Source organism: Sulfuricaulis sp., assembly GCF_041499725.1.
Taxonomy (GTDB): Bacteria; Pseudomonadota; Gammaproteobacteria; order Acidiferrobacterales; family Sulfurifustaceae; genus Sulfuricaulis.
In genome coordinates, this window is the sequence record NZ_JBGQKW010000026.1 from 1 (window position 1) to 18,466 (window position 18,466).

General features: G+C 62.3%; 18 protein-coding genes. 9 read left to right on the top strand and 9 right to left on the bottom strand.

From position 1 onward, the window contains the following. The 4 genes from ACC569_RS06370 to ACC569_RS06385 form a co-directional block, all read left to right on the top strand. Positions 1–379, top strand: a 379-nt coding sequence (locus tag ACC569_RS06370) for an MFS transporter (RefSeq protein ID WP_372522663.1), incomplete at its 5' end; no start/stop codon positions are given. A gap of 364 nt (positions 380–743) precedes the next feature. Then, positions 744–1,103, top strand: a complete 360-nt coding sequence (locus ACC569_RS06375; RefSeq protein ID WP_372522664.1) for a hypothetical protein — start codon at positions 744–746, stop codon at positions 1,101–1,103. A 21-nt stretch (positions 1,104–1,124) separates the two neighbouring features. Next, positions 1,125–1,694: a hypothetical protein gene (locus tag ACC569_RS06380; RefSeq protein WP_372522665.1), complete on the top strand. Its 570-nt coding sequence runs from the start codon at positions 1,125–1,127 to the stop codon at positions 1,692–1,694. A gap of 263 nt (positions 1,695–1,957) precedes the next feature. Further along, a complete protein-coding gene (locus ACC569_RS06385; protein ID WP_372522666.1) occupies positions 1,958–3,142 on the top strand; it encodes an NAD(P)/FAD-dependent oxidoreductase in 1,185 nt (394 codons plus the stop codon). Between the two features lie 117 nt (positions 3,143–3,259). On the opposite strand, the gene ACC569_RS06390 is transcribed toward ACC569_RS06385, so the two are convergent. The 5 genes from ACC569_RS06390 to gluQRS form a co-directional block, all read right to left on the bottom strand. Further along, entirely contained in the window at positions 3,260–3,532 is a 273-nt protein-coding gene (locus ACC569_RS06390) for a UBP-type zinc finger domain-containing protein (protein ID WP_372522667.1), read from the bottom strand. Between the two features lie 9 nt (positions 3,533–3,541). Then, on the bottom strand, positions 3,542–5,224 hold the full coding sequence (locus ACC569_RS06395) for an FAD-dependent oxidoreductase (protein ID WP_372522668.1): 1,683 nt from the start codon (positions 5,222–5,224) through the stop codon (positions 3,542–3,544). Positions 5,225–5,289: 65 nt separating this feature from the next. Beyond that, positions 5,290–5,847, bottom strand: a complete 558-nt coding sequence (locus tag ACC569_RS06400) for a DsbA family protein (RefSeq protein WP_372522669.1) — start codon at positions 5,845–5,847, stop codon at positions 5,290–5,292. A 12-nt stretch (positions 5,848–5,859) separates the two neighbouring features. Further along, a complete protein-coding gene (locus ACC569_RS06405) occupies positions 5,860–6,819 on the bottom strand; it encodes a DUF5996 family protein (RefSeq protein ID WP_372522692.1) in 960 nt (319 codons plus the stop codon). 226 nt (positions 6,820–7,045) lie between these two features. Further along, the gene (gene gluQRS / locus ACC569_RS06410) at positions 7,046–7,969 is read right to left on the bottom strand and encodes a tRNA glutamyl-Q(34) synthetase GluQRS (RefSeq protein WP_372522670.1); all 924 of its coding nucleotides are present in this window, start codon (positions 7,967–7,969) and stop codon (positions 7,046–7,048) included. Between the two features lie 116 nt (positions 7,970–8,085). Here gluQRS and ACC569_RS06415 point away from each other — a divergent pair, with 116 nt between their 5' ends. Continuing rightward, the gene (locus ACC569_RS06415; protein ID WP_372522693.1) at positions 8,086–9,537 is read left to right on the top strand and encodes an FAD-linked oxidase C-terminal domain-containing protein; all 1,452 of its coding nucleotides are present in this window, start codon (positions 8,086–8,088) and stop codon (positions 9,535–9,537) included. Between the two features lie 253 nt (positions 9,538–9,790). Here the strand turns inward: ACC569_RS06415 and ACC569_RS06420 are convergent, their stop codons facing one another. Genes ACC569_RS06420 through ACC569_RS06430 form a run of 3 tightly spaced genes read right to left on the bottom strand, consistent with a single transcriptional unit; the run spans position 9,791 to position 12,412 of the window. Further along, positions 9,791–10,600, bottom strand: coding sequence for an ABC transporter ATP-binding protein (locus ACC569_RS06420; RefSeq protein ID WP_372522671.1), 810 nt, complete (start codon positions 10,598–10,600; stop codon positions 9,791–9,793). Next, positions 10,597–11,421: an ABC transporter permease gene (locus tag ACC569_RS06425; protein WP_372522672.1), complete on the bottom strand. Its 825-nt coding sequence runs from the start codon at positions 11,419–11,421 to the stop codon at positions 10,597–10,599. Before ACC569_RS06425 ends, ACC569_RS06420 begins: the two co-directional genes overlap by 4 nt. Positions 11,422–11,443: 22 nt before the next feature. Beyond that, the gene (locus ACC569_RS06430) at positions 11,444–12,412 is read right to left on the bottom strand and encodes an ABC transporter substrate-binding protein (protein ID WP_372522673.1); all 969 of its coding nucleotides are present in this window, start codon (positions 12,410–12,412) and stop codon (positions 11,444–11,446) included. 172 nt (positions 12,413–12,584) lie between these two features. Here ACC569_RS06430 and glcE point away from each other — a divergent pair, with 172 nt between their 5' ends. The 3 genes from glcE (at position 12,585) to ACC569_RS06445 (ending at position 15,810) form a co-directional block, all read left to right on the top strand. Continuing rightward, a complete protein-coding gene (gene glcE / locus ACC569_RS06435; RefSeq protein WP_372522674.1) occupies positions 12,585–13,649 on the top strand; it encodes a glycolate oxidase subunit GlcE in 1,065 nt (354 codons plus the stop codon). 147 nt (positions 13,650–13,796) lie between these two features. Continuing rightward, positions 13,797–15,329, top strand: coding sequence for an acyl--CoA ligase (locus ACC569_RS06440; RefSeq protein ID WP_372522675.1), 1,533 nt, complete (start codon positions 13,797–13,799; stop codon positions 15,327–15,329). Between the two features lie 55 nt (positions 15,330–15,384). Beyond that, positions 15,385–15,810, top strand: coding sequence for a hydrogenase (locus tag ACC569_RS06445; RefSeq protein ID WP_372522676.1), 426 nt, complete (start codon positions 15,385–15,387; stop codon positions 15,808–15,810). 124 nt (positions 15,811–15,934) lie between these two features. Here the strand turns inward: ACC569_RS06445 and ggt are convergent, their stop codons facing one another. Beyond that, positions 15,935–17,521, bottom strand: a complete 1,587-nt coding sequence (ggt, locus tag ACC569_RS06450) for a gamma-glutamyltransferase (RefSeq protein ID WP_372522677.1) — start codon at positions 17,519–17,521, stop codon at positions 15,935–15,937. 165 nt (positions 17,522–17,686) lie between these two features. On the opposite strand from ggt, the gene ACC569_RS06455 reads away from it, so the two are divergent. Continuing rightward, positions 17,687–18,451, top strand: coding sequence for a fumarylacetoacetate hydrolase family protein (locus ACC569_RS06455; protein ID WP_372522678.1), 765 nt, complete (start codon positions 17,687–17,689; stop codon positions 18,449–18,451). Positions 18,452–18,466 lie beyond the last annotated feature (15 nt).

The following is an 18,466-nucleotide window of genomic DNA, read 5'->3' on the forward strand; positions in this document are numbered from 1 at the left end:
GGTATTGAAGCGCGCCGCGAAAATCTGGTCCGACCGTATCCTGGTTCTGGGTGGCAGCCTGGTGCTGGCCGCCAGCTTCCCGTTTTTCAGTTCGGCCAATACCGCGACACTCTACGTCGGCACGGCCCTGCTCGCTCTCGGTAACGGCGTTATGTGGCCGTCATTACTCTCGGTTCTGGCGAAGGCCGCGGACCGGAACGTGCAGGGGGCGGTTCAGGGAATCGCCGGCAGCGTGGCCGCCGTGGCCAGCATCATCGGTCTGCTCGCGGGAGGAGTACTGTACGGCTTTCTGGGTCCTTACGTGTTCGTGATCTCCGCGGTGCTGACGCTGTTGACCTTCGTGCTGGCCTTCGCCATCCCCAAGACGGCGCGGAACTGACGGCAGTTATTTCCCCCACCATGCCGTTGGCGCGGTCCGTTACGCCTGCTTGCCTGATTTCCATAAGGCCATCATGGCACCCGCTTCGAATCGTTCGCGTTGATTGTTCACCGTAATGGTGCCTGGGCAGGCGCAGCGCACTGGTGTGGTGCGGGATAAGAGAAGTAATGGGCCGCTTGCGTTCAAGATAACTTTCTTGTTTTTGCTCCGTCTTACTCCGTTGCCCGCACATTCCTCGCGTGGTTCCGCAGTTTAATCATTTTGTAATATTTCCCTGCCGCCGCCTGGGGATATGAAAAAACGGACTAGCATGATATTTGCTTGAATATCACGGGGAAAATTTTTCATCGGTGAAATAACAATCATGACATGGCTGAATGAAACCATCAAAGCGCAGCGCGCCATGCTGGCGGCGCGCCTGGAGTCGCCCATGTCCGGGCTGACCGAACGATGCGCCATGTCATGGCGCGATCGCGACCGGTTGGATGAGATCCTGCGCGCGGCGCTGGCGGACATGCCCGGTTGCCAGCTCATCTACGCGATCGACACGAACGGCAGGCAGGTCAGTGCCAACGTCGGCCGGGACGCGATCGACCGCGGCAAGTACGGACAAAATCTCGCGCGCCGTCCCTATCTGTCGAATGCGATACCTTATAAGGGATTCTTGCTGTCCGACGTGTACCTCAGTCCGCCCGACCGGCGCTCCTGTGTCACCGCCGTCTAGGCGGTGGCGAACAATTCGACCATGCTCGGGTTCGTCGCGGCGGATTTCCATCTGCGCGACCTTCCTCAGATCGAGCGGCGCGCGGGATCCGCCCCGACGGGCTGGCGCCAGATCAAAGGCGACCCCGCGATTCGCAATACCCTGTTTCAGCAGCAGCGGGTGAAGAGCGCGATGGACGAGCGGCTCGACGACGTGATCGCCATCATGGACGAGCTGATCTGCGATCGCGGCGTGTTTCACGGTAAGCTGCATTTTTCCAGTTCGCGCGCCACGCTGTGGCTGACGGACGATCCGTTTCGCTACCGCGTGCACGTGCTCGACGAAATCATCGATCCTTCGATCTGTCTGGCCTATCCGAGCCGGCCGTATGCGGAGCAGACCGTCGTGCCGCCGCGCCTCGTGCGCCCCGTGTTCGAGCGGTTCAAAGTATTGCGAGATGCGGATGAGAACATCTATCTGCGTGCCGGCTCCCTCAACGTGATCAACGGCATGGTGGGCCTCACCTTCTCCTGCGACGGTTCCCATTACATGCCCGTCAAGGAATTTCTGACCAAGGACGACGGTTTTTGGTTCGGCGCCCCTCAGCGGTGATGGAACAGATTCGCGCAGAACTGTAATTAGTGGAACTTTGATCTGACACCGGTTTAAGCGCGTGGCTGGCCGTTTTCCTGGCCCGTTTGATTCCAAATTTGGTGCTATTGCCGTAGCGTCCCGTGCTCGTGTATACCAGAAGGCGGAAATGGCCAACGCGCGATGCTCAAAAACAACCTCGCCAGCGCTTCCGGTATCGACGCTGTTTCATCGGGGATGCTGAATTTCAAGCGCTGGCTCGCCAACGAAGAGGAGCGACCGGCATGGCAATGAAGAATTACAAATACCTGATAGTCGGCGGTGGCATGACGGCGGATGCGGCGGTTCGCGGCATCCGCGAACGCGACCACAGTGGAACTATCGCGGTACTGAGCGGTGAAAAACACCCGCCGTACGACCGCCCGCCGCTGTCGAAGAAATTGTGGACCGGCAAACCGCTCGACTCCATCTGGCGCAAAACCGAGCAGGCCAAGGCCGATCTTTTTCTGGATACGCGTGCGGTGAACGGCGACGTCGCCGGAAAAACCATTGCCGACAGCCGCGGTGAAACCTACCGCTACGAGAAGCTGCTGCTGGCGACCGGCGGCACTCCGCGACGCCTGCCGTTTGCGCCTGACGACGTCATCTATTTCCGCACGCTCGACGATTATCAGCGTCTGCGCGCGCTGGCCGACCGCAAATCCGGATTCATCGTCATCGGCGGCGGATTCATCGGTTCGGAGATCGCCGCCGCGCTGGCCATCAACGGCTGCAAGGTCACCATGGTGTTTCCCGACAGCGGCATCGGCGCGCGCATCTATCCGCCCAAGCTCTCCGAATTCCTCAACGGTTATTTCCGCGGGAAAGGCGTCGACGTGCTGGCCGGAGAGAAGGTACGCGCCCTGGAAAAAACGGGCGCGCGTTTCACCGTCAATACCGAGAGCGGCAAGGCCTTGTCCGCGGACGCGGTCGTTGCCGGCATCGGCATCGAACCCGAGGTCGGCCTGGCGAAATCGCTCGGCCTCAAGCTCGACAATGGCATCGTGGTCGACGAGCAGCTGCGCGCGGCGGCGCCCGACATTTTCGCCGCCGGCGACGTCGCCAACGTCTATAGCCCGGCGCTCGGCATGCGCCGGCGCGTCGAACACGAGGACAACGCCAACACCATGGGCGCGATGGCCGGACGCAACATGGCCGGCGCTTCGGAGAAATACGAACACCTGCCCTACTTTTATTCCGACCTGTTCGATTTGGGTTATGAAGCGGTCGGCGAATTCGGCGCCGGCATGGACATCGTCGAAGACTGGAAGGAGCCGTTCCGCCAAGGCGTTGTATATTATCTCAAGGGCGGGCGCGTGCGCGGCGTATTGCTGTGGAATACCTGGGGTCAGGTCGATGCCGCGCGCCACCTGATCGCCGCCAAAGACACGTTCAGCGCGGCCGGACTCGCCGGGCGGATTCACGAGTAGCTGGCGTGGCGTGTCGAGTCGGCGCGTGGCAACCGTGATCTGGCCCCGGCTTAACGCCGGTTTCAGTCCGTTCTCTTTCAGACTCCGACACCTTGATCCCGCGAACTTCGCGCAATTTCAGTATTCCGCGAAGACGTTGTCCGGGTAGCAGTACAGCCAGCGCTCTCCGGGTTCCGCCGAGGCGACCACGGGATGGCCGCTCACCTGCGCGTGCCGGGTGGCGTGGCGGTTGGGCGAGTTGTCGCAGCACAGCGTCGCGCCGCATTCCTGGCAGGTCCGCAGGTGGACCCAGTCCGAGCCGATCTTCACGCACTCCTCGCACTCATGGCGTTTTTCGTGCTTGACGGTCTTGATGGCACCGAGGTGAGAACAGGCTTTGTTAGGTTTCATCGTCTTCCTCTATTCGTGTAACACCTGATGTACGAAGGCGACCGTAATCGATCCCTCCCCGACGGCGGACGCCACGCGCTTGATGCTGCCTGCCCGGACGTCGCCGACCGCGAACACGCCCGGCAGACTCGTTTCGAGGAGGTGGGGAAGGCGTCCGAGCGGCCAATGCGCCGCGGTCAGTTCGTCCTGGGACAGATCGGGTCCGGTCTTGATGAATCCCTTGGCGTCGCGCACGACGCAGCCATCGAGCCAGCGCGTGTTGGGAACGCCGCCGGTCATGAAGAAGACGTGGCGGATATCGTGGGTTTCGGTTTTTCCAGTCTGATTGTCGCGCCAGCGCACGCGTTCGAGATGGTTATCGCCCTCGAGAGCCGTGATTTCCGTCTGGGTTCGCAAGACGATCGCGGGGTTTTCCTCGATGCGCCGGACCAGATAGCGCGACATGCTCTCGGCCAGCCCGCCCGAGCGGACCAGCACGTGCACGCGCTTGGCCGTCTGCGCGAGGAAGACGGCGGCCTGGCCGGCGGAATTTCCGCCGCCCACCACGATCACTTCATCACCGACGCATAACTGCGCCTCCATGTGCGTCGCACCATAATACACGCTCGCTCCTTCGAACCGCGTCAGGTTCTCAAGCGGCGGCTTGCGGTACTCGGCGCCGGTCGCGATGATGACACTGCGCGCCGGCACCCGCTGACCATCGTCGATCTCGATGGTGTACGGCTTGCGGTCGCACGCGAGCTGTTTGGCGCTTTTCGCGATGATCACCTGGGCCCCGAACTTCTGCGCCTGCGTGTACGCGCGGCCGGCGAGCGCCTGGCCCGAGATGCCCGTCGGGAAGCCGAGATAGTTCTCGATTTTCGAGCTCGAACCGGCCTGTCCTCCCGGCGCGTTGGTTTCGATCACCAGGACGTCGAGCCCTTCCGAGGCGGCATACACAGCCGCCGCCAGCCCGCCGGGCCCGGCGCCGACGATGACCACATCGCGTATCCGCGTCTCATTGATCGCGGCATTGAAGCCGAGGCAATCGGCAATCTGCTGATTGGTCGGATTCCGCAGTACCACGTCGCCGCGACAGATCAGCACGGGCACATCAGAGGCAGAAATGTGAAAGCGATCGAGCAGGCCCTGGACGTCGGCGTCACGGTCGAGGTCGATATACGTGTACGGATGAGCGTTGCGCGTCAGAAACTCCTTGACGCGCAGCGTTCCCGCGCAATGGCTCGACCCGATGAGCACGACGTCTCCAAACCCGTGCGCGATCAATTCCACCCGACGCAAGATGAAGGCGCGCATGATGATCTCGCTCAACTCACTGTCGGTTTGCACCAGCGCCAGCAGGCGCTCGCGATCCAGCTCGATCACTTCGCCCGACTCGCTGACGCGCGCCCGGGCGAGGGCGCGGCGACCCGACAACATCTGGATTTCGCCGCTGAACTGGCCCGGTCCATGGACCGCGACGAGCGTCTCGGTGGCGCCGGAGGGCTGGACAATCTCGATCCGGCCCTCGACGACCACGAAGAACGGAATGACCGCAGAGCCCGCTTCGAAGAGCACCTCGCCCCGTTGAATCGGATGCCGTTGCCCGTGGGCCGCGACGCGCGCGATCTGAGCCGGCGTCAGCGTCGGAAACAACTGGCCGATGCGCGCGGTCAGGGTTAACGGGGCTGCGGCGGCAATGGTATCTGTCATGGCGGTGTGTCCATCATCAATTGGCGCTATTGTGTGAGTTCGAGCCTATCTGAGCGTTGGCCGGACTAACTCATGTTCGCCGGCTGAAGATTGGCCTCTATCGCCTTATAAAGAGGTTCCATTCCGAACGATACATCCTCCATGACGCCATTCACGAAGAAAGTCGGCGTTCCCCGCGCTCCACGCTCCATCCCGCTGTTCATCTGTTCACGTATGGATGGCAGGTGAATGCGGCTGTTCATGTCCCGGTCGTAGTCTTGCAAATCCAGCCTGGCCTGAAGGGCGTACTGTCTCAGGTATTCGTCGCCCAGACGCTGCTGATTCTCGAAGAGCAGGTCGTGCATCGGCCAAAACCTGCCCTGGGCGCCCGCCGTCTCGGCTGACTCCGCCGCGCGTTCGGCGTGGGGATGCATCTCGACCACGGGAAAATGCCGAAACGCGAAACGCACGCGGTCCTGAAAATGTTTGAGCAGGATTTTCACGGCGGGATACGCGGTGCGGCAATAAGGACATTCGAAGTCACCGTATTCGATAACGGTAACCGTGGCCGACGCCGGTCCCAGGACGTGGTCGGTGGAATTCAGCGGAAGCAGCAGCACCGTTTCATTTCGTTCTTGCGGCATTCGACCTCCATTTCAATTCCTTTGGCTCCTTGATTCCATCGTTGCGTATTCCAAGGCGCGGCGATCCCAGTTTGCCGGCTCGGCGGCCGCTTCATAGGTGCTCTGCGCAAACTCGAGGAGCATGGAGTCCGGATTCGCGGCTTGACGCACCGCTTCATACGGCAAAAGAAATTCGTGCATGTCGTTGCTGTAATACGCTGCTTGCGGACGCACGGGGTAATGTTTGAATCCATCCGGCTCCGGATAGGCATAGGCATAAAAGACCGGCTCCTTCACCGGACCGCCGCCGGGCCAGAAGCCGCAACTGCTCACTTCATGCGAGTACGCCAGCCGCGTGACCCAATCCGCCATATTGGGAATGCCTCCCGGGTGCGGCGGCGCCGGCCGGCCGGAGAAGCGCGTGACCGCCAGGTCGAAGCTGCCCCAGAAAAAATGTACCGGGCTGCATTTGCCGACAAACCCGCAGCGGAACTGCTGCAACACGCGGTCGGCCTGCTTGAGGACGCGCCAGAATCGCTGCGCCTGTTCCGGGACATAGCTGTGATGCTGATGGTCCTGGTCGAAGGGGATCGGGTCCTGCACTTCCACGGGCATGGTCCAGATTTTCACCTCCAGGCCGAGCGCCCGCAGTGCCGCCATGAACTCGCGATAGAAATCGGCGACCGAGCGCGGCGCCAGGGCGAGCGTGCGGACGGCGCCGTCGCTGGTCTGTATCCGCAGCTGGTGGTCGAGAAAGTCGAAGCTGATCTCGAAGCTGACATCGCCGTACGGAATCGGCGAGGTGGTGAGCCCGCGCGCGGTCACGTACAGCGGGACCTGCCACCAGTGGTTGAGCATCGGCGCCTGGGCCAGCCGCACCTTGCCGACGATTTGCGTCCACATGTGCAGGGTGGCATAGGTGTCCTGCCACTCCTTGAGCGGCAACGCAGGCCAGCTTTCGTTGCGCGCGACGCCTTGAGCTTGCTTGTTCATTGTGTCGTCCATGGACGTTTGTGCGTTGGCTTCGATAGGAGGATTTGTCGCCGGTCAGCGGGTCCGTCAGCCGAGCATGATGTTATCCACGTAGCACCAAAACCAATCCTCACCCGGCTCGGACGTTGTTTTTCTAACGGGACATATTCCACTTTTTGTCGCGACCTCGCAACCGGCCTTAGCCCACACAATATGCGTGTACTTTTTTATCCGCGCTTATTGGTTGTCAGTTCCACGCGTTTGGTGTTTCCACGACCGCACCCGTCACGCGCGGCACGCGATCCACACGCCAATGGGCGATTGCCCAGCGCCAGAAATCATCAAGGCTGCTCTCGGCCAACGCCGGCGGCGGGTCTTGGCCCAGAAAGCACAGCACCTGATACAGCATCGACGCCGGACGGACGGCGTCCGCCGGCGCGGCGAAAGTCTGCTTGCTCAATTTTTCATGCTGCTTGCTGAGTGCCACCGGGAGATGGAGATAATCCGGCGTCGGCAGACCGAGTAAATCTTGCAGATGCATCTGACGCGGCGTGGATTCAATCAGGTCCGCGCCGCGCACGACTTCGCTGATGCCCTGCTCGGCGTCGTCTACAACCACCGCCAACTGATACGCGAAGTATCCATCCGCGCGCCGCACGACAAAGTCGCCAAAATCCGCGGCGAGGTCGCGGACTACGCGTCCTTGTACGGCGTCCATGAATTCAACCGCGCGCCGGTTCACTCTCACGCGCCAGGCGCGCGGTGCACGGCCCGCCGGCAGTCCGGCGCGGCAGGTGCCCGGATACACCGGACCGTCCACGCCGCTCACGCTCGAATCGGCGATCTCGCGCCGGCTGCAAGCGCACGGGTAAATCGCGCCGAACCGTTCAAGCATATTCAACGCCGCTTCGTAGGCCCCGTGTCTACGACTTTGAAACATCACCGCGCCGTCCCAATGCAGACCTAAGGCCTCCAGAGTGTGGAGAATTTCATCGGCCGCGCCTGGCACAACGCGCGGCGGGTCGAGATCCTCCATGCGCACCAGCCATTCGCCGCCGCGGCTTTTCGCCTGCAGGAAACTTCCGACGGCCGCGACCATCGAACCGAAGTGCAATGGTCCGGTGGGCGACGGCGCGAAACGACCTCGATAGGACGTGGAGCGAGGGTGCATGGTGACGGTGGGAAGCGTATGCTGTTTACGGTGGCAATGCCGATGTTTAACCTGTCGATTATTCAGGCTCCATTATGACCACAGCGTTATCCGAACGAAACCCCGGTCAAGACGCGATGCTCCGCCGCTTCGCCGCCAAGCTGCGCGCATTCCTGCCGCGCGATGCCGTGCTGACGGAGGAGGAAAACCTGCATCCGTACGAGTGCGACGGACTTTCCGCGTACCGCAAGCTGCCCTGGATCGTGGCGCTGCCCGAGACGGTCGAACAGGTGGGCCGCCTCCTGAAATTATGCAGTGAGGAGAAAATCTCGGTGGTCGCGCGCGGCGCCGGCACCGGGCTGTCCGGCGGCGCGCTACCGCTCGAGAACGGCGTGCTGCTTTCGCTCGCCAAATTCACCCGCATCCTCGAGGTCGATCCGGCCAACCGCACCGCCACGGTCGAACCCGGCGTGCGCAATCAGGCGATCACCGATGCCGCCGCGCCGCACGGCTTTTACTACGCGCCCGACCCCTCGTCGCAGCTCGCCTGCTCCATCGGCGGCAACGTCGCCGAGAATTCCGGCGGCGTGCACTGCCTGAAATACGGCCTCACCGTGCACAACGTCCTCGGCCTCAAGTTCTTTACCATGGACGGCGAACTGGTCACGCTCGGCGGGAAAACGCTCGACAGTCCCGGCTACGATCTGCTGGCGCTCATGAACGGTTCGGAAGGCATGCTCGGCGTGATCGTCGAGATCACGGTTAAACTGTTGCCGAAACCGGAAAGTGCGCAGGTGCTGCTCGCCGCGTTCGATGACATCGAAAAAGCCGGCGCGGCGGTCGCCGCCATCATCGCCAGCGGCTTTACACCGGCGGGGCTCGAGATGATGGACAAGCTCGCGATCCGCGCTGCGGAGGAATACGCCAAGGCCGGTTATCCGACCGACGCGGTCGCGATCCTGCTGTGCGAGCTCGACGGCACCAGTGAGGAGGTCACGGAAGGCATCGCGCAGGTGCGCGATCTGCTGACGCGGCAGGGCGCGACCGGGGTACGCACATCGAAGGACGAAGCCGAACGGATGCGCATGTGGGCTGGTCGCAAGGCCGCCTTCCCCGCCGTCGGGCGCCTCGCACCGGACTATTACTGCATGGACGGCACCATTCCGCGCAAACACCTAGGCAAGGTGCTGGCGAAAATCAGCGAGCTGTCGCGCGAGCACGGGTTGCCGGTGGCAAACGTATTTCACGCCGGCGACGGCAATCTGCACCCGCTGATTCTCTACGACGCCAACAAGCCCGGCGAATTGAAGACTGCCGAGGAACTGGGCGGGGAGATTCTGGAACTCTGCGTCGCCGTGGGCGGGACCATCACCGGCGAGCACGGCGTGGGCGTGGAGAAGATCAATCAGATGTGCGTACAGTTCACCAAGGAGGAACTCACCCAGTTCCACTCACTGAAAGCCGCGTTCGATCCCCAAGGCCTGCTCAACCCGGGCAAGGCCGTGCCCAAGCCGGCGCGCTGCGCCGAGTTCGGGCGCATGCACGTGCACGGCGGCAAGCTGAAATTTCCCGAGCTTGAAAGATTTTGAATTACATGTAGGTCGGGTTACGCGCACTACGTGCGCTAACATTCCAGCCCGGGGTGCAAAAAAACTCGTTGCACCCGTTCGGCGGTGTGAACACAATAACGTAGCCCTGCTTCGCTCGTCTTGTCATTTGTAAACGTGCGTTCACGACAATTTCGCCGGGAGTGAAATTGGACGCGCATTAGCGCGCCCCGCAGGGGTGCGCGCCAAGGATGGCGCGCATCAAAACTCCGCCTCACCCTACATGTAAGTAAACTCATCCGGCGGCCGCCGACGCGCGTATCTCATCCTGATTGTGGCGGTACTGCTCCTCCATGACGAGCTGCGCCAGTTCCTTGGCTAAGACGTTGCATTCCGCCGAACTCGGGTCGCGCTCACGCGGCAGGGTGATGGCGACCTCGCGCTTGATGGTCCCGGGCCGGTAGGTCATCACGACCACGCGATCGGCGAGGTGCACCGATTCCTCGATGCTGTGGGTGACGAACACGATGGTTTTTTTGAGTTCGGCCCAGATGCGCAGCAACTCGTCCTGCAGGTTGCGGCGCGTGAGCGCATCGAGCGCGCCGAAGGGTTCGTCCATGAGCAGGATCGGCGCATCCAGCGCCAGCACCCGCGCGATGGCAACACGCTGGCGCATGCCGCCCGAGAGATCGCGCGGGTAACGGTCGCGGAACTCCGTCAGTTGCAGCATCGCCAGCAGCGCGCTCACCTTCTCCCGGATCCGGGGCTTCGGCATCTTCTGGATCTCGAGGCCGAAGGCGATATTCTTTTCCACCGTCATCCACGGAAACAGCGCGTATTCCTGAAACACCATGCCGCGATCGGGTCCCGGCGCGGTAACCGTCTGCCCGTCCACCGCGATGCGGCCGGTGGTGGGCAGCGTGAATCCGGCGATGGCGTTGAGCAGCGTGGACTTGCCGCAGCCCGACGGACCAAGCAGGCACACGAACTCGCCGCGCCGGATGTCGAGGTCGATGTTTTTGAGCGCGACGACCTCCTGGTGCCGGTCCTCGCGGAAAACCTGGCTGACATCGCGAATGCTGATATACGACGCTGCCGCGCTCATCGGTGCTCGATACCGCGGTGCCATTTCAGCAGCCAGTCATTGAGCCGGCTCATGCCGGTATCGAGCGCCAGCCCCAGCAGTCCGATGGTGATCATGCCGGCGATAATTTTGTCCGACCAGAAGAACTCGCGCGCCTCGAGGATGCGGTAGCCGAGACCGCTGTTCACGGCGATCATCTCGGCCACGATCACGACGATGAAGGCCGTGCCCATGCCGATGCGCGCGCCGGCCAAAATATAGGGCGACGCCGCCGGCAGCATGACGCGTACAAAGAGTGCCCACTGATTCGCGCCCAGGCTCTCGGCGGCGCGGATGTAAATCGCGTCCACGTGCCGCACCCCGGCGATGGTGTTCATGAGCACCGGGAAGAAGGCGCCGATGGTGATCAGAAACACCGCCGGCGGATTGCCCAGCCCGAACCACAGGATCGCGAGCGGAATGAAAGCGATGGGCGGAATCGGACGCAATACCTGGACGAGAGGATTGAACAGCTTGTACACGTTGTCGCTCGCGCCCATGAAGAGCCCGAGCGGCAGTGCCAGTCCGGCGCCGATCAGAAATCCCGAGACCACGCGGTGCAGACTGGCGTAGGCATCGTGCAACAGTTCGCCCGACACCAGCCACACAAGATAGCCCGACTTGGCGGGATCGAACGGCTCGTAGGGGCTCAAATACTGGAACCACCTCTTGGCCACGGCCAGCGGCGACGGCAGGATCAGGGGGTTCACCAGGCCGCTCGACGATAACCCGTGCCACAGCCCGAGCACCAGGCACGGCACGAGGACGCCCTGCAACAGCCTGATCAGTTTCGACGGCTTCATCCTGCCGACCCGCGCCGCCGCGTTACTTGATCTTGAGATCTTTTTTCGCCTGGGTCAACAGATCCAGCTTCACCCAATCCTTGGCGACCGGCGGCTTGGTCATCTTGCCGACACCGTACTTCACCATCGAATCGGTGGTGACCTGGGCGTGATCGAGCGTCATATCGTAAGTGAACGCCGCATTGCTCAGTGCGTCCTGATAGTCCTGGCTGGTGATCTGACCCTTGAACATATTCTCGCGCACGTATTTCTCGGCCGCGGCGGGATTGTCGATGAAGTACTTCGTGGCCTCGACAAACACCTTCATCACGCGCAGGGCCACGTCGCGGCGCTCGTTGTACATCTTTTCGGTCATCACCAGCGCACGGATCGGCTCGCCCATCTCGGTGTCGTAGGGCTTGATCACCTCCACGCCCCAGCCCTTGTTGATCGCCTGCGACGACTGCGGCTCCGACTGGCACATGGCGTCGATCTGCTTCTGCTGCAGCGCCTGATTGAGATCGGCGAACGCCATGTAGACGATCTGCACGTCCTTGCCCGGCTGGTCGGACCACGTGAGCTTGTGCTTGGCGAGCTCCGCGAGCAACAGCAGTTCCTGCGCCCCGCCGCGCGCTACGCCGACGCGTTTGCCCTTGAGGTCGGCCACCGATTTAATGTTGAGGCCCGGCTGCGCCACGATGCGCGCGCCGCCTTTCGAAAAACCGGCGAGGACGTAGATCGGAACGCCGCCGGCACGCCCGGCAATGGCGGCATCGAGCGCGCTGGCGGAAATATCGATCTCGCCGGCGATGATCGCGGGCATGATATCGAGCCCCTTGGCGAACATGCGTTCCTCGATCTTGAGGCTGTACTTTCCGGCGATCTCCTTCATGTACGACACCGCCCCGTAATGCGCGAACTTCAGGTTGCCCAGTCGTACCACGTCTTCCGCGTTTGCGGACAGCGAGAAAAAGATTGTGCCGGCGGCTAACAGAAATTTCGATATTTTCATCGGTTTCCCCTGATGGTTTCATCCTGAATGCGGATTTTGCGCGCCGGCTGCGTGCCCGGCCTGCGTTGCGGATAAGCCTAACAGGTTGGCGGACGGGTCTCCAAGCCGCGGCCATTTCACACAGTGGATTCATTCCATTGACCCGGCAAGGTGTCTACAACAGAATGGCGGGATGAAGAGCGACGCCGACATCGGCCGGGCTTTGCAGGACGAGGTCCGCGCTGCCGCGGCCAGCCATACCGCGCTGGCCATCGCGGGTGGCGGCACCAAAACGTTTTACACCGGAACGCTGCAAGGCAAACCTCTCACCGTCACCGGCCATCGCGGCATCGTGAGCTACGAACCGACCGAGCTGGTCGTCACCGCCCGTGCCGGCACGCCGCTCGCTGAAATAGAAGCAGCACTTTCTGAAAAGTGGCAGATGCTCGGTTTCGAACCGCCCCACTTCGGCGAAGCCGCGACACTGGGTGGCACCATCGCCTGCGGTTTCTCCGGCCCGCGCCGGCCCTACGCCGGTTCCGCGCGCGATTTCGTTCTCGGCACGAAGATCATCAACGGCAAGGGCGAGATCCTGAAATTCGGCGGCGAGGTGATGAAAAACGTCGCCGGTTACGACGTCTCGCGTCTGATGGTGGGCGCGCTCGGCACGCTCGGCGTGCTGCTCGAAATTTCGCTCAAGGTGCTGCCGAAACCGGCGAAGGAGGTCACGCTTTCCTTCGAGACGCCCGCCGACAAGGCCATCGCCACCATGAACGCCTGGGCCGGCCGGCCGCTGCCGCTCTCGGCCGCCTGCCACCTGGACAACACCTTATATATTCGTCTCTCGGGTACCGAACCGGGCGTACGCGCCGCCAGCACAAAGCTCGGTGGCGCGGTTGTTGAAAACGGCGATGGGTTCTGGCGCGAGCTGCGCGAACATCAGCGCAACTTCTTTCATAACGATATACCGCTCTGGCGCCTGTCTGTTCCGCCCGCCACAGCGCCGCTCAATCTCCCCGGCAAATGGCTGATTGACTGGGGCGGCGCGCAAAGATGGATCAAGAGCGATGCGCCGGCTTCAGCCATTCAACAGGAAGCGGAAAAGGCCGGCGGCCATGCCACCCTGTTCCGTCATGCCAAACAAAACGGTGCAACGTTCCATCCCCTGCCCGCCAGGCTCGCATCGCTGCATCAGAATCTGAGACAGGCATTTGATCCAGACGAAATAATGAATCGTAGGACGGTTGGCGTGATTTGAGGTTCCATTTTGGAACCACAAATTTCGGACGATCGTTGTTGCGCATCATGAAAAACGGATTTACAGCGCGTGCCATGCTGCTAACATGACGCCGCATTCAGGCCTGTGCCGTCCGCCATCATTTGACCAGAAACGAAGGAATTATCCATGACCGTCTTTTCCACGATCCATGAGCTGCTGGCGGCGAAACCCGCCATGGCCGTGGCATTCGCCGCCAGCGGCTGCCCGCCGCTCTCTTACGGCGGCCTGCGCGACCATGTCGAGCGCACCGTGGCGAGCCTGAACCGGCTCGGGATCGGGCGCAACGACCGCGTGGCGCTGGTGCTGCCGAATGGAACCGAGATGGCCACCGCGTTCGTGGCCGTCGCCGCCGGCACCACCTCGGCGCCGCTCAATCCGGCTTATCGCGCCGATGAGTTCGAATTCTATCTCTCCGACCTCAAGGCCAAGGCCCTGATCGTCGAGCGCGGCAGTGCCTCGCCCGCGCTCGGTGTCGCGGCCAAGCTGAAGATTCCCGTGATCGAGATCGTGCGCGCCAGCAGCGACCCCGCCGGGGTTTTCGAACTGACCCCAGTCGATAACAGCAAGACAACCACCGCGCCCGCGGCCGGCGGGTTCGCCGGACCGGACGACATCGCTCTGGTGCTGCACACCTCCGGCACCACCTCGCGCCCCAAGATCGTGCCGCTGTCGCAACGCAATGTCTGTGCCTCGGCCGGCCACATCCGCGATATTTTGAGCCTCACGCCCGCCGATCGCGGGCTCAGCATCATGCCGCTGTTCCACATCCACGGTCTCATTGGCTCGGTGCTGTCCACGCTCACCGCCGGCGGCAGCGTTTACTGTACGCCCGGTTTCAACGCGCTCAAATTTTTCGCCTGGATGGACGAGGCCAAGCCGACCTGGTACACGGCGGTGCCGACCATGCACCAGGCGATCCTGGCACGCGCGGCCAACAACCGCGAGATCGTCGCGCGCCATCCGTTGCGCTTCATCCGCTCGTCCTCGTCGTCGCTGCCGCCGCAGGTATTGCACGAACTCGAGCGGGTGTTCAACGCGCCGGTCCTCGAGTCCTACGGCATGACCGAGGCCTCGCACCAGATGACCAGCAACCCGTTGCCGCCGCGCCCGCACAAGCCCGGAACCGTCGGCGTCGCCGCCGGACCGGAAGTGGCGATCATGGGCGAGGACGGAAAACTGTTGGGACCGAATGCGACCGGCGAGGTGGTGATCCGCGGCCCGAACGTGACCAAGGGCTACGAAAACAATCCCAAGGCCAACGCCGAGGGGTTCACCCACGGCTGGTTCCGCACCGGCGACCAGGGCGTGCTGGATGCCGAGGGATATCTCAGCATCACCGGCCGGCTGAAGGAGATCATCAACCGCGGCGGCGAGAAAATCTCGCCGCGCGAAGTGGACGAGGTGCTCATGGACCACCCGGCTGTGCTGCAGGTCGTGACCTTCGCCATGCCGCACGCCAAGCTCGGCGAGGACGTGGCCGCGGCCGTGGTGTTGCGCGAGGGCAAGAGTGCCGATGAAAAAGAAATCCGCGAGTTCGCGGCGAAACGACTGGCTGACTTCAAGGTGCCGCGCAAAATATTAATTCTGGATGAAATCCCCAAGGGCGCGACCGGCAAGCTGCAGCGCATTGGCCTGGCGCAGAAGCTTGGACTGGGGTAATGACATTGTTAGCCGTCCGAGTTGGTCCATCGTGAAATAGAGGGTGGTGGCAAATATGGAAGATACCAAGCGTCGCTTGCTCTGGCACGGAATGTTCTTGTTCTTGCTCGGCCTCCTCACGGGCTTCGCTGAACAGAAGTTCAATAACCCGCGCATGGGGCTCGCTGCACACTTGGAAGGCGTGATGAACGGAATCTTCCTCGTTGCATTGGGCGCTGTCTGGACGGAGGTGAGGCTGCCTTTGCGACTGAAGGCTGCGGCGTACTGGAGTGCGCTTTATGGCACGTACACAAATTGGGCGGTCACCACACTGGCGGCGATCTTCGGTACGGCGGCCATGTCGCCGATTACAGCAGCGGGCCATAGCGCTCAGTCGTGGCAGGAGGGTGTTGTGACGTTCGGCTTCATGAGCGTCGGAATAATAATAGTTGCCTGTTCCATCCTCGTCCTTTGGGGTCTGCGGCGGACCACAATGTCGTGAGCGTCGACATGCACCTGCCGGCTAACCAACGGTTCCAGCCGACGCGGCCGCTTCACGGCCACGCGGCTGAACCTCGGCGTTCGGTGGGTTACACGCCAAACATCGGCACTAACCCACACTACATTTAATACCCCAGCGCGCAGCCGTCCTTGCGCGGGTCGGAACCGGCCTGGAGCACGCCGTTGCGCGCGTCGATGAAGATCGCCTGGGCGCCGCCCATCGACAACTCGCTGCGCCCCACCGCATGCCCGCGCTGTTGCAGCGCCTTGAGCACGTCCTGCGGAATCGGCCGCTCTAGTGCCACCACGCCACCACTGGGCTGAAACCGCGGGGCATCTATCGCCTCCTGCAAGTCCATGCCGAAGTCGAGCCAGTTGGTCAGCACGGTCACATGCCCCATGGGCTGATACTCCCCGCCCATCACGCCGAAGCTCAATATATCATCGCCACGATAGGCCATGGCCGGGATGATAGTGTGCAGCGGGCGCTTGCGCGGCGCGATACAGTTGAAATGGTCGCGCTCCAGCACAAAACCGGCGCCGCGGTTCTGCAGCATGATCCCGGTGTCGCCCGCCACCATGCCGCTGCCAAACGGGTAATACAGACTGTTGATGAAGGACACGGCGTTGCGGTCGCGGTCGACCACGCAGAGATACACCGTATCGCGATGCACGCGCGCCGCCGGCTGGATGGGATAACGCGCGGCGCGCTGCGGGTCGATGCGCGCGTATTGCCTGGCGGCGAATTCTTTCGACAACATTTCTTCCACGGGTAGCTCATTGAACGCCGGGTCGGCGACGTATTCGTCACGCTCAGCCACGGCCAGCTTGAAAGCCTCGATCACGAGATGCACGTGATCCGCGCTCAGGTGCGACATGCCGCGCAAATCCGCCTGCTCCAGAATATTGAGCGTCATCAGCGCGGTGATGCCCTGCCCGTTCGGCGGGATTTCATACACCCGCACGCCGCGGTAATCGGTGCAGATCGGATCGACCCATTCCGAGCGATACGCGGCGAAATCCTCGATTTCCAGTAGTCCGTGATGGGCATGGCTGAAGCGCACGATCTCCTCGGCGATGGGACCACGATAGAAGGCATCGCGCCCGCCTTGCGCTATCCGGCGCAGCGACTGCGCGAGCCGTGGTTGACGATGCACGGCGCCGGCCGCGGGCGCGCGGCCATCCACCAGAAAATCGCGCCGGCTTTCGGCATGCGGCGCCAGCACGGTTGCATTGTTTTTCCACGCCTTCGATACAACCGGGGTTACCGCATAACCATCCGCGGCGAACGCAATCGCGGGCTGCAACAATTCTTCGAGGCTGCGCGTGCCGAAACGCTCCAGCGCCGTCTGCCACGCGTCCACGGCGCCGGGCACGATCACCGACAGGATGCCGAACTCAGGCACCTGCATCAGGCCGCGCCGCTCGAATTCCTCCAGCGTGGCGCGCGCCGGCGCGCGGCCGCTGCCGTTGAGTCCGTGGAGTTTGCCGCTCTTGGCCTCGTGATACAGCAGGAAACAATCGCCGCCGATACCGGTCGCCTGCGGCTCGGTGACGCACAGCACCGCGCTCGCCGCGATGGCGGCGTCCATGGCGTTGCCACCGGCCTGCAGCACCGCGAGCCCCGCCTGCGTCGCCATCGGCTGGCTCGCGGCGATCATGCCGCGCGTGCTCATCACGACCGAACGTCCGGGGTATTGGTTGTCGCGCATATTTTCGTCTAGTGAAATCCGATTTTGCGATGGCGCGGCCACGATATGAATTTCATCTTGTGGAAACAAGATTGCGGCTGGCGACAAGCGACTCCAAAAGGTAGCATACGTCTCACGATCCACGGCGATAGTGGATCGCCACGATAACACGGCGGAGGAGGCTTTATGCACTGGATTCGTTTTGACCGCGGCGGACAGATCGGATTCGGAACGCTACGTGACGGCGTGATCCAGATTCACGAAGGCGACATGTTCGCTGGTCCGCGCGCGACTAACGCGACCGTGCCGCTCGCCGACGTCACGCTGCTGACGCCGTGCGTGCCGACGAAAATGATCGCGCTGTGGAACAATTTCAACGCGCTGGCCGCTAAACTGAACCTGACCGCGCCATCCGAACCGTTGTACCTGCTCAAGGCGCCGAATTCGTTTCTCGCGGGCGGCCAGATCATCCGCGTGCCCGCTTCCTACCCCGGCAAGGTCGTGTACGAAGGCGAACTCGGGATCGTGATCGGCAAGCGCGCCGCAAACGTCTCCGAATCCGAGGCAGCACAATATATCTTCGGTTACACCTGCTCCAACGATGTCACCGCCGCCGAGATTATCCAGAAGGACCCGACCTTCGCCCAATGGACGCGCGCCAAGAGCTTCGACACTTTCGGTGTATTCGGCCCGGTGATCGCCACGGACGTGAACCCGCTCGACCTGCGCGTGAAAACCCTGCTGGACGGGAAAGAGCGGCAGAATTACCCGGTGAGCGACATGATCTTCAAGCCGGCGCAGATCGTGAGTCTCCTCTCGCGCGACATGACGCTTTACCCGGGCGACGTCATTTCCTGCGGCACGTCCGTCGGCGTCGGTTCGATGAAACCGGGCAACAGGGTCGAGATCGTCATCGACGGCATCGGCACGCTGTCCAACGAATACAAATGATTGGGAGGATTCACC

Excerpts from the sequence above, each read along its gene's own strand:
- ACC569_RS06400 (WP_372522669.1), bottom strand. The coding sequence starts at position 5,847 with ATGCCGCAAGAACGAAATGAAACGGTGCTGCTGCTTCCGCTGAATTCC.
- ACC569_RS06380 (WP_372522665.1), top strand. The coding sequence starts at position 1,125 with ATGCTCGGGTTCGTCGCGGCGGATTTCCATCTGCGCGACCTTCCTCAG.
- ACC569_RS06375 (WP_372522664.1), top strand. The coding sequence starts at position 744 with ATGACATGGCTGAATGAAACCATCAAAGCGCAGCGCGCCATGCTGGCG.
- ACC569_RS06430 (WP_372522673.1), bottom strand. The coding sequence starts at position 12,412 with ATGAAAATATCGAAATTTCTGTTAGCCGCCGGCACAATCTTTTTCTCG.
- ggt (WP_372522677.1), bottom strand. The coding sequence starts at position 17,521 with ATGCGCGACAACCAATACCCCGGACGTTCGGTCGTGATGAGCACGCGC.
- ACC569_RS06390 (WP_372522667.1), bottom strand. The coding sequence starts at position 3,532 with ATGAAACCTAACAAAGCCTGTTCTCACCTCGGTGCCATCAAGACCGTC.
- ACC569_RS06405 (WP_372522692.1), bottom strand. The coding sequence starts at position 6,819 with ATGAACAAGCAAGCTCAAGGCGTCGCGCGCAACGAAAGCTGGCCTGCG.
- glcE (WP_372522674.1), top strand. The coding sequence starts at position 12,585 with ATGAAGAGCGACGCCGACATCGGCCGGGCTTTGCAGGACGAGGTCCGC.
- ACC569_RS06425 (WP_372522672.1), bottom strand. The coding sequence starts at position 11,421 with ATGAAGCCGTCGAAACTGATCAGGCTGTTGCAGGGCGTCCTCGTGCCG.
- ACC569_RS06445 (WP_372522676.1), top strand. The coding sequence starts at position 15,385 with ATGGAAGATACCAAGCGTCGCTTGCTCTGGCACGGAATGTTCTTGTTC.
- ACC569_RS06395 (WP_372522668.1), bottom strand. The coding sequence starts at position 5,224 with ATGACAGATACCATTGCCGCCGCAGCCCCGTTAACCCTGACCGCGCGC.
- ACC569_RS06415 (WP_372522693.1), top strand. The coding sequence starts at position 8,086 with ATGCTCCGCCGCTTCGCCGCCAAGCTGCGCGCATTCCTGCCGCGCGAT.
- ACC569_RS06420 (WP_372522671.1), bottom strand. The coding sequence starts at position 10,600 with ATGAGCGCGGCAGCGTCGTATATCAGCATTCGCGATGTCAGCCAGGTT.
- gluQRS (WP_372522670.1), bottom strand. The coding sequence starts at position 7,969 with ATGCACCCTCGCTCCACGTCCTATCGAGGTCGTTTCGCGCCGTCGCCC.
- ACC569_RS06455 (WP_372522678.1), top strand. The coding sequence starts at position 17,687 with ATGCACTGGATTCGTTTTGACCGCGGCGGACAGATCGGATTCGGAACG.
- ACC569_RS06440 (WP_372522675.1), top strand. The coding sequence starts at position 13,797 with ATGACCGTCTTTTCCACGATCCATGAGCTGCTGGCGGCGAAACCCGCC.
- ACC569_RS06385 (WP_372522666.1), top strand. The coding sequence starts at position 1,958 with ATGGCAATGAAGAATTACAAATACCTGATAGTCGGCGGTGGCATGACG.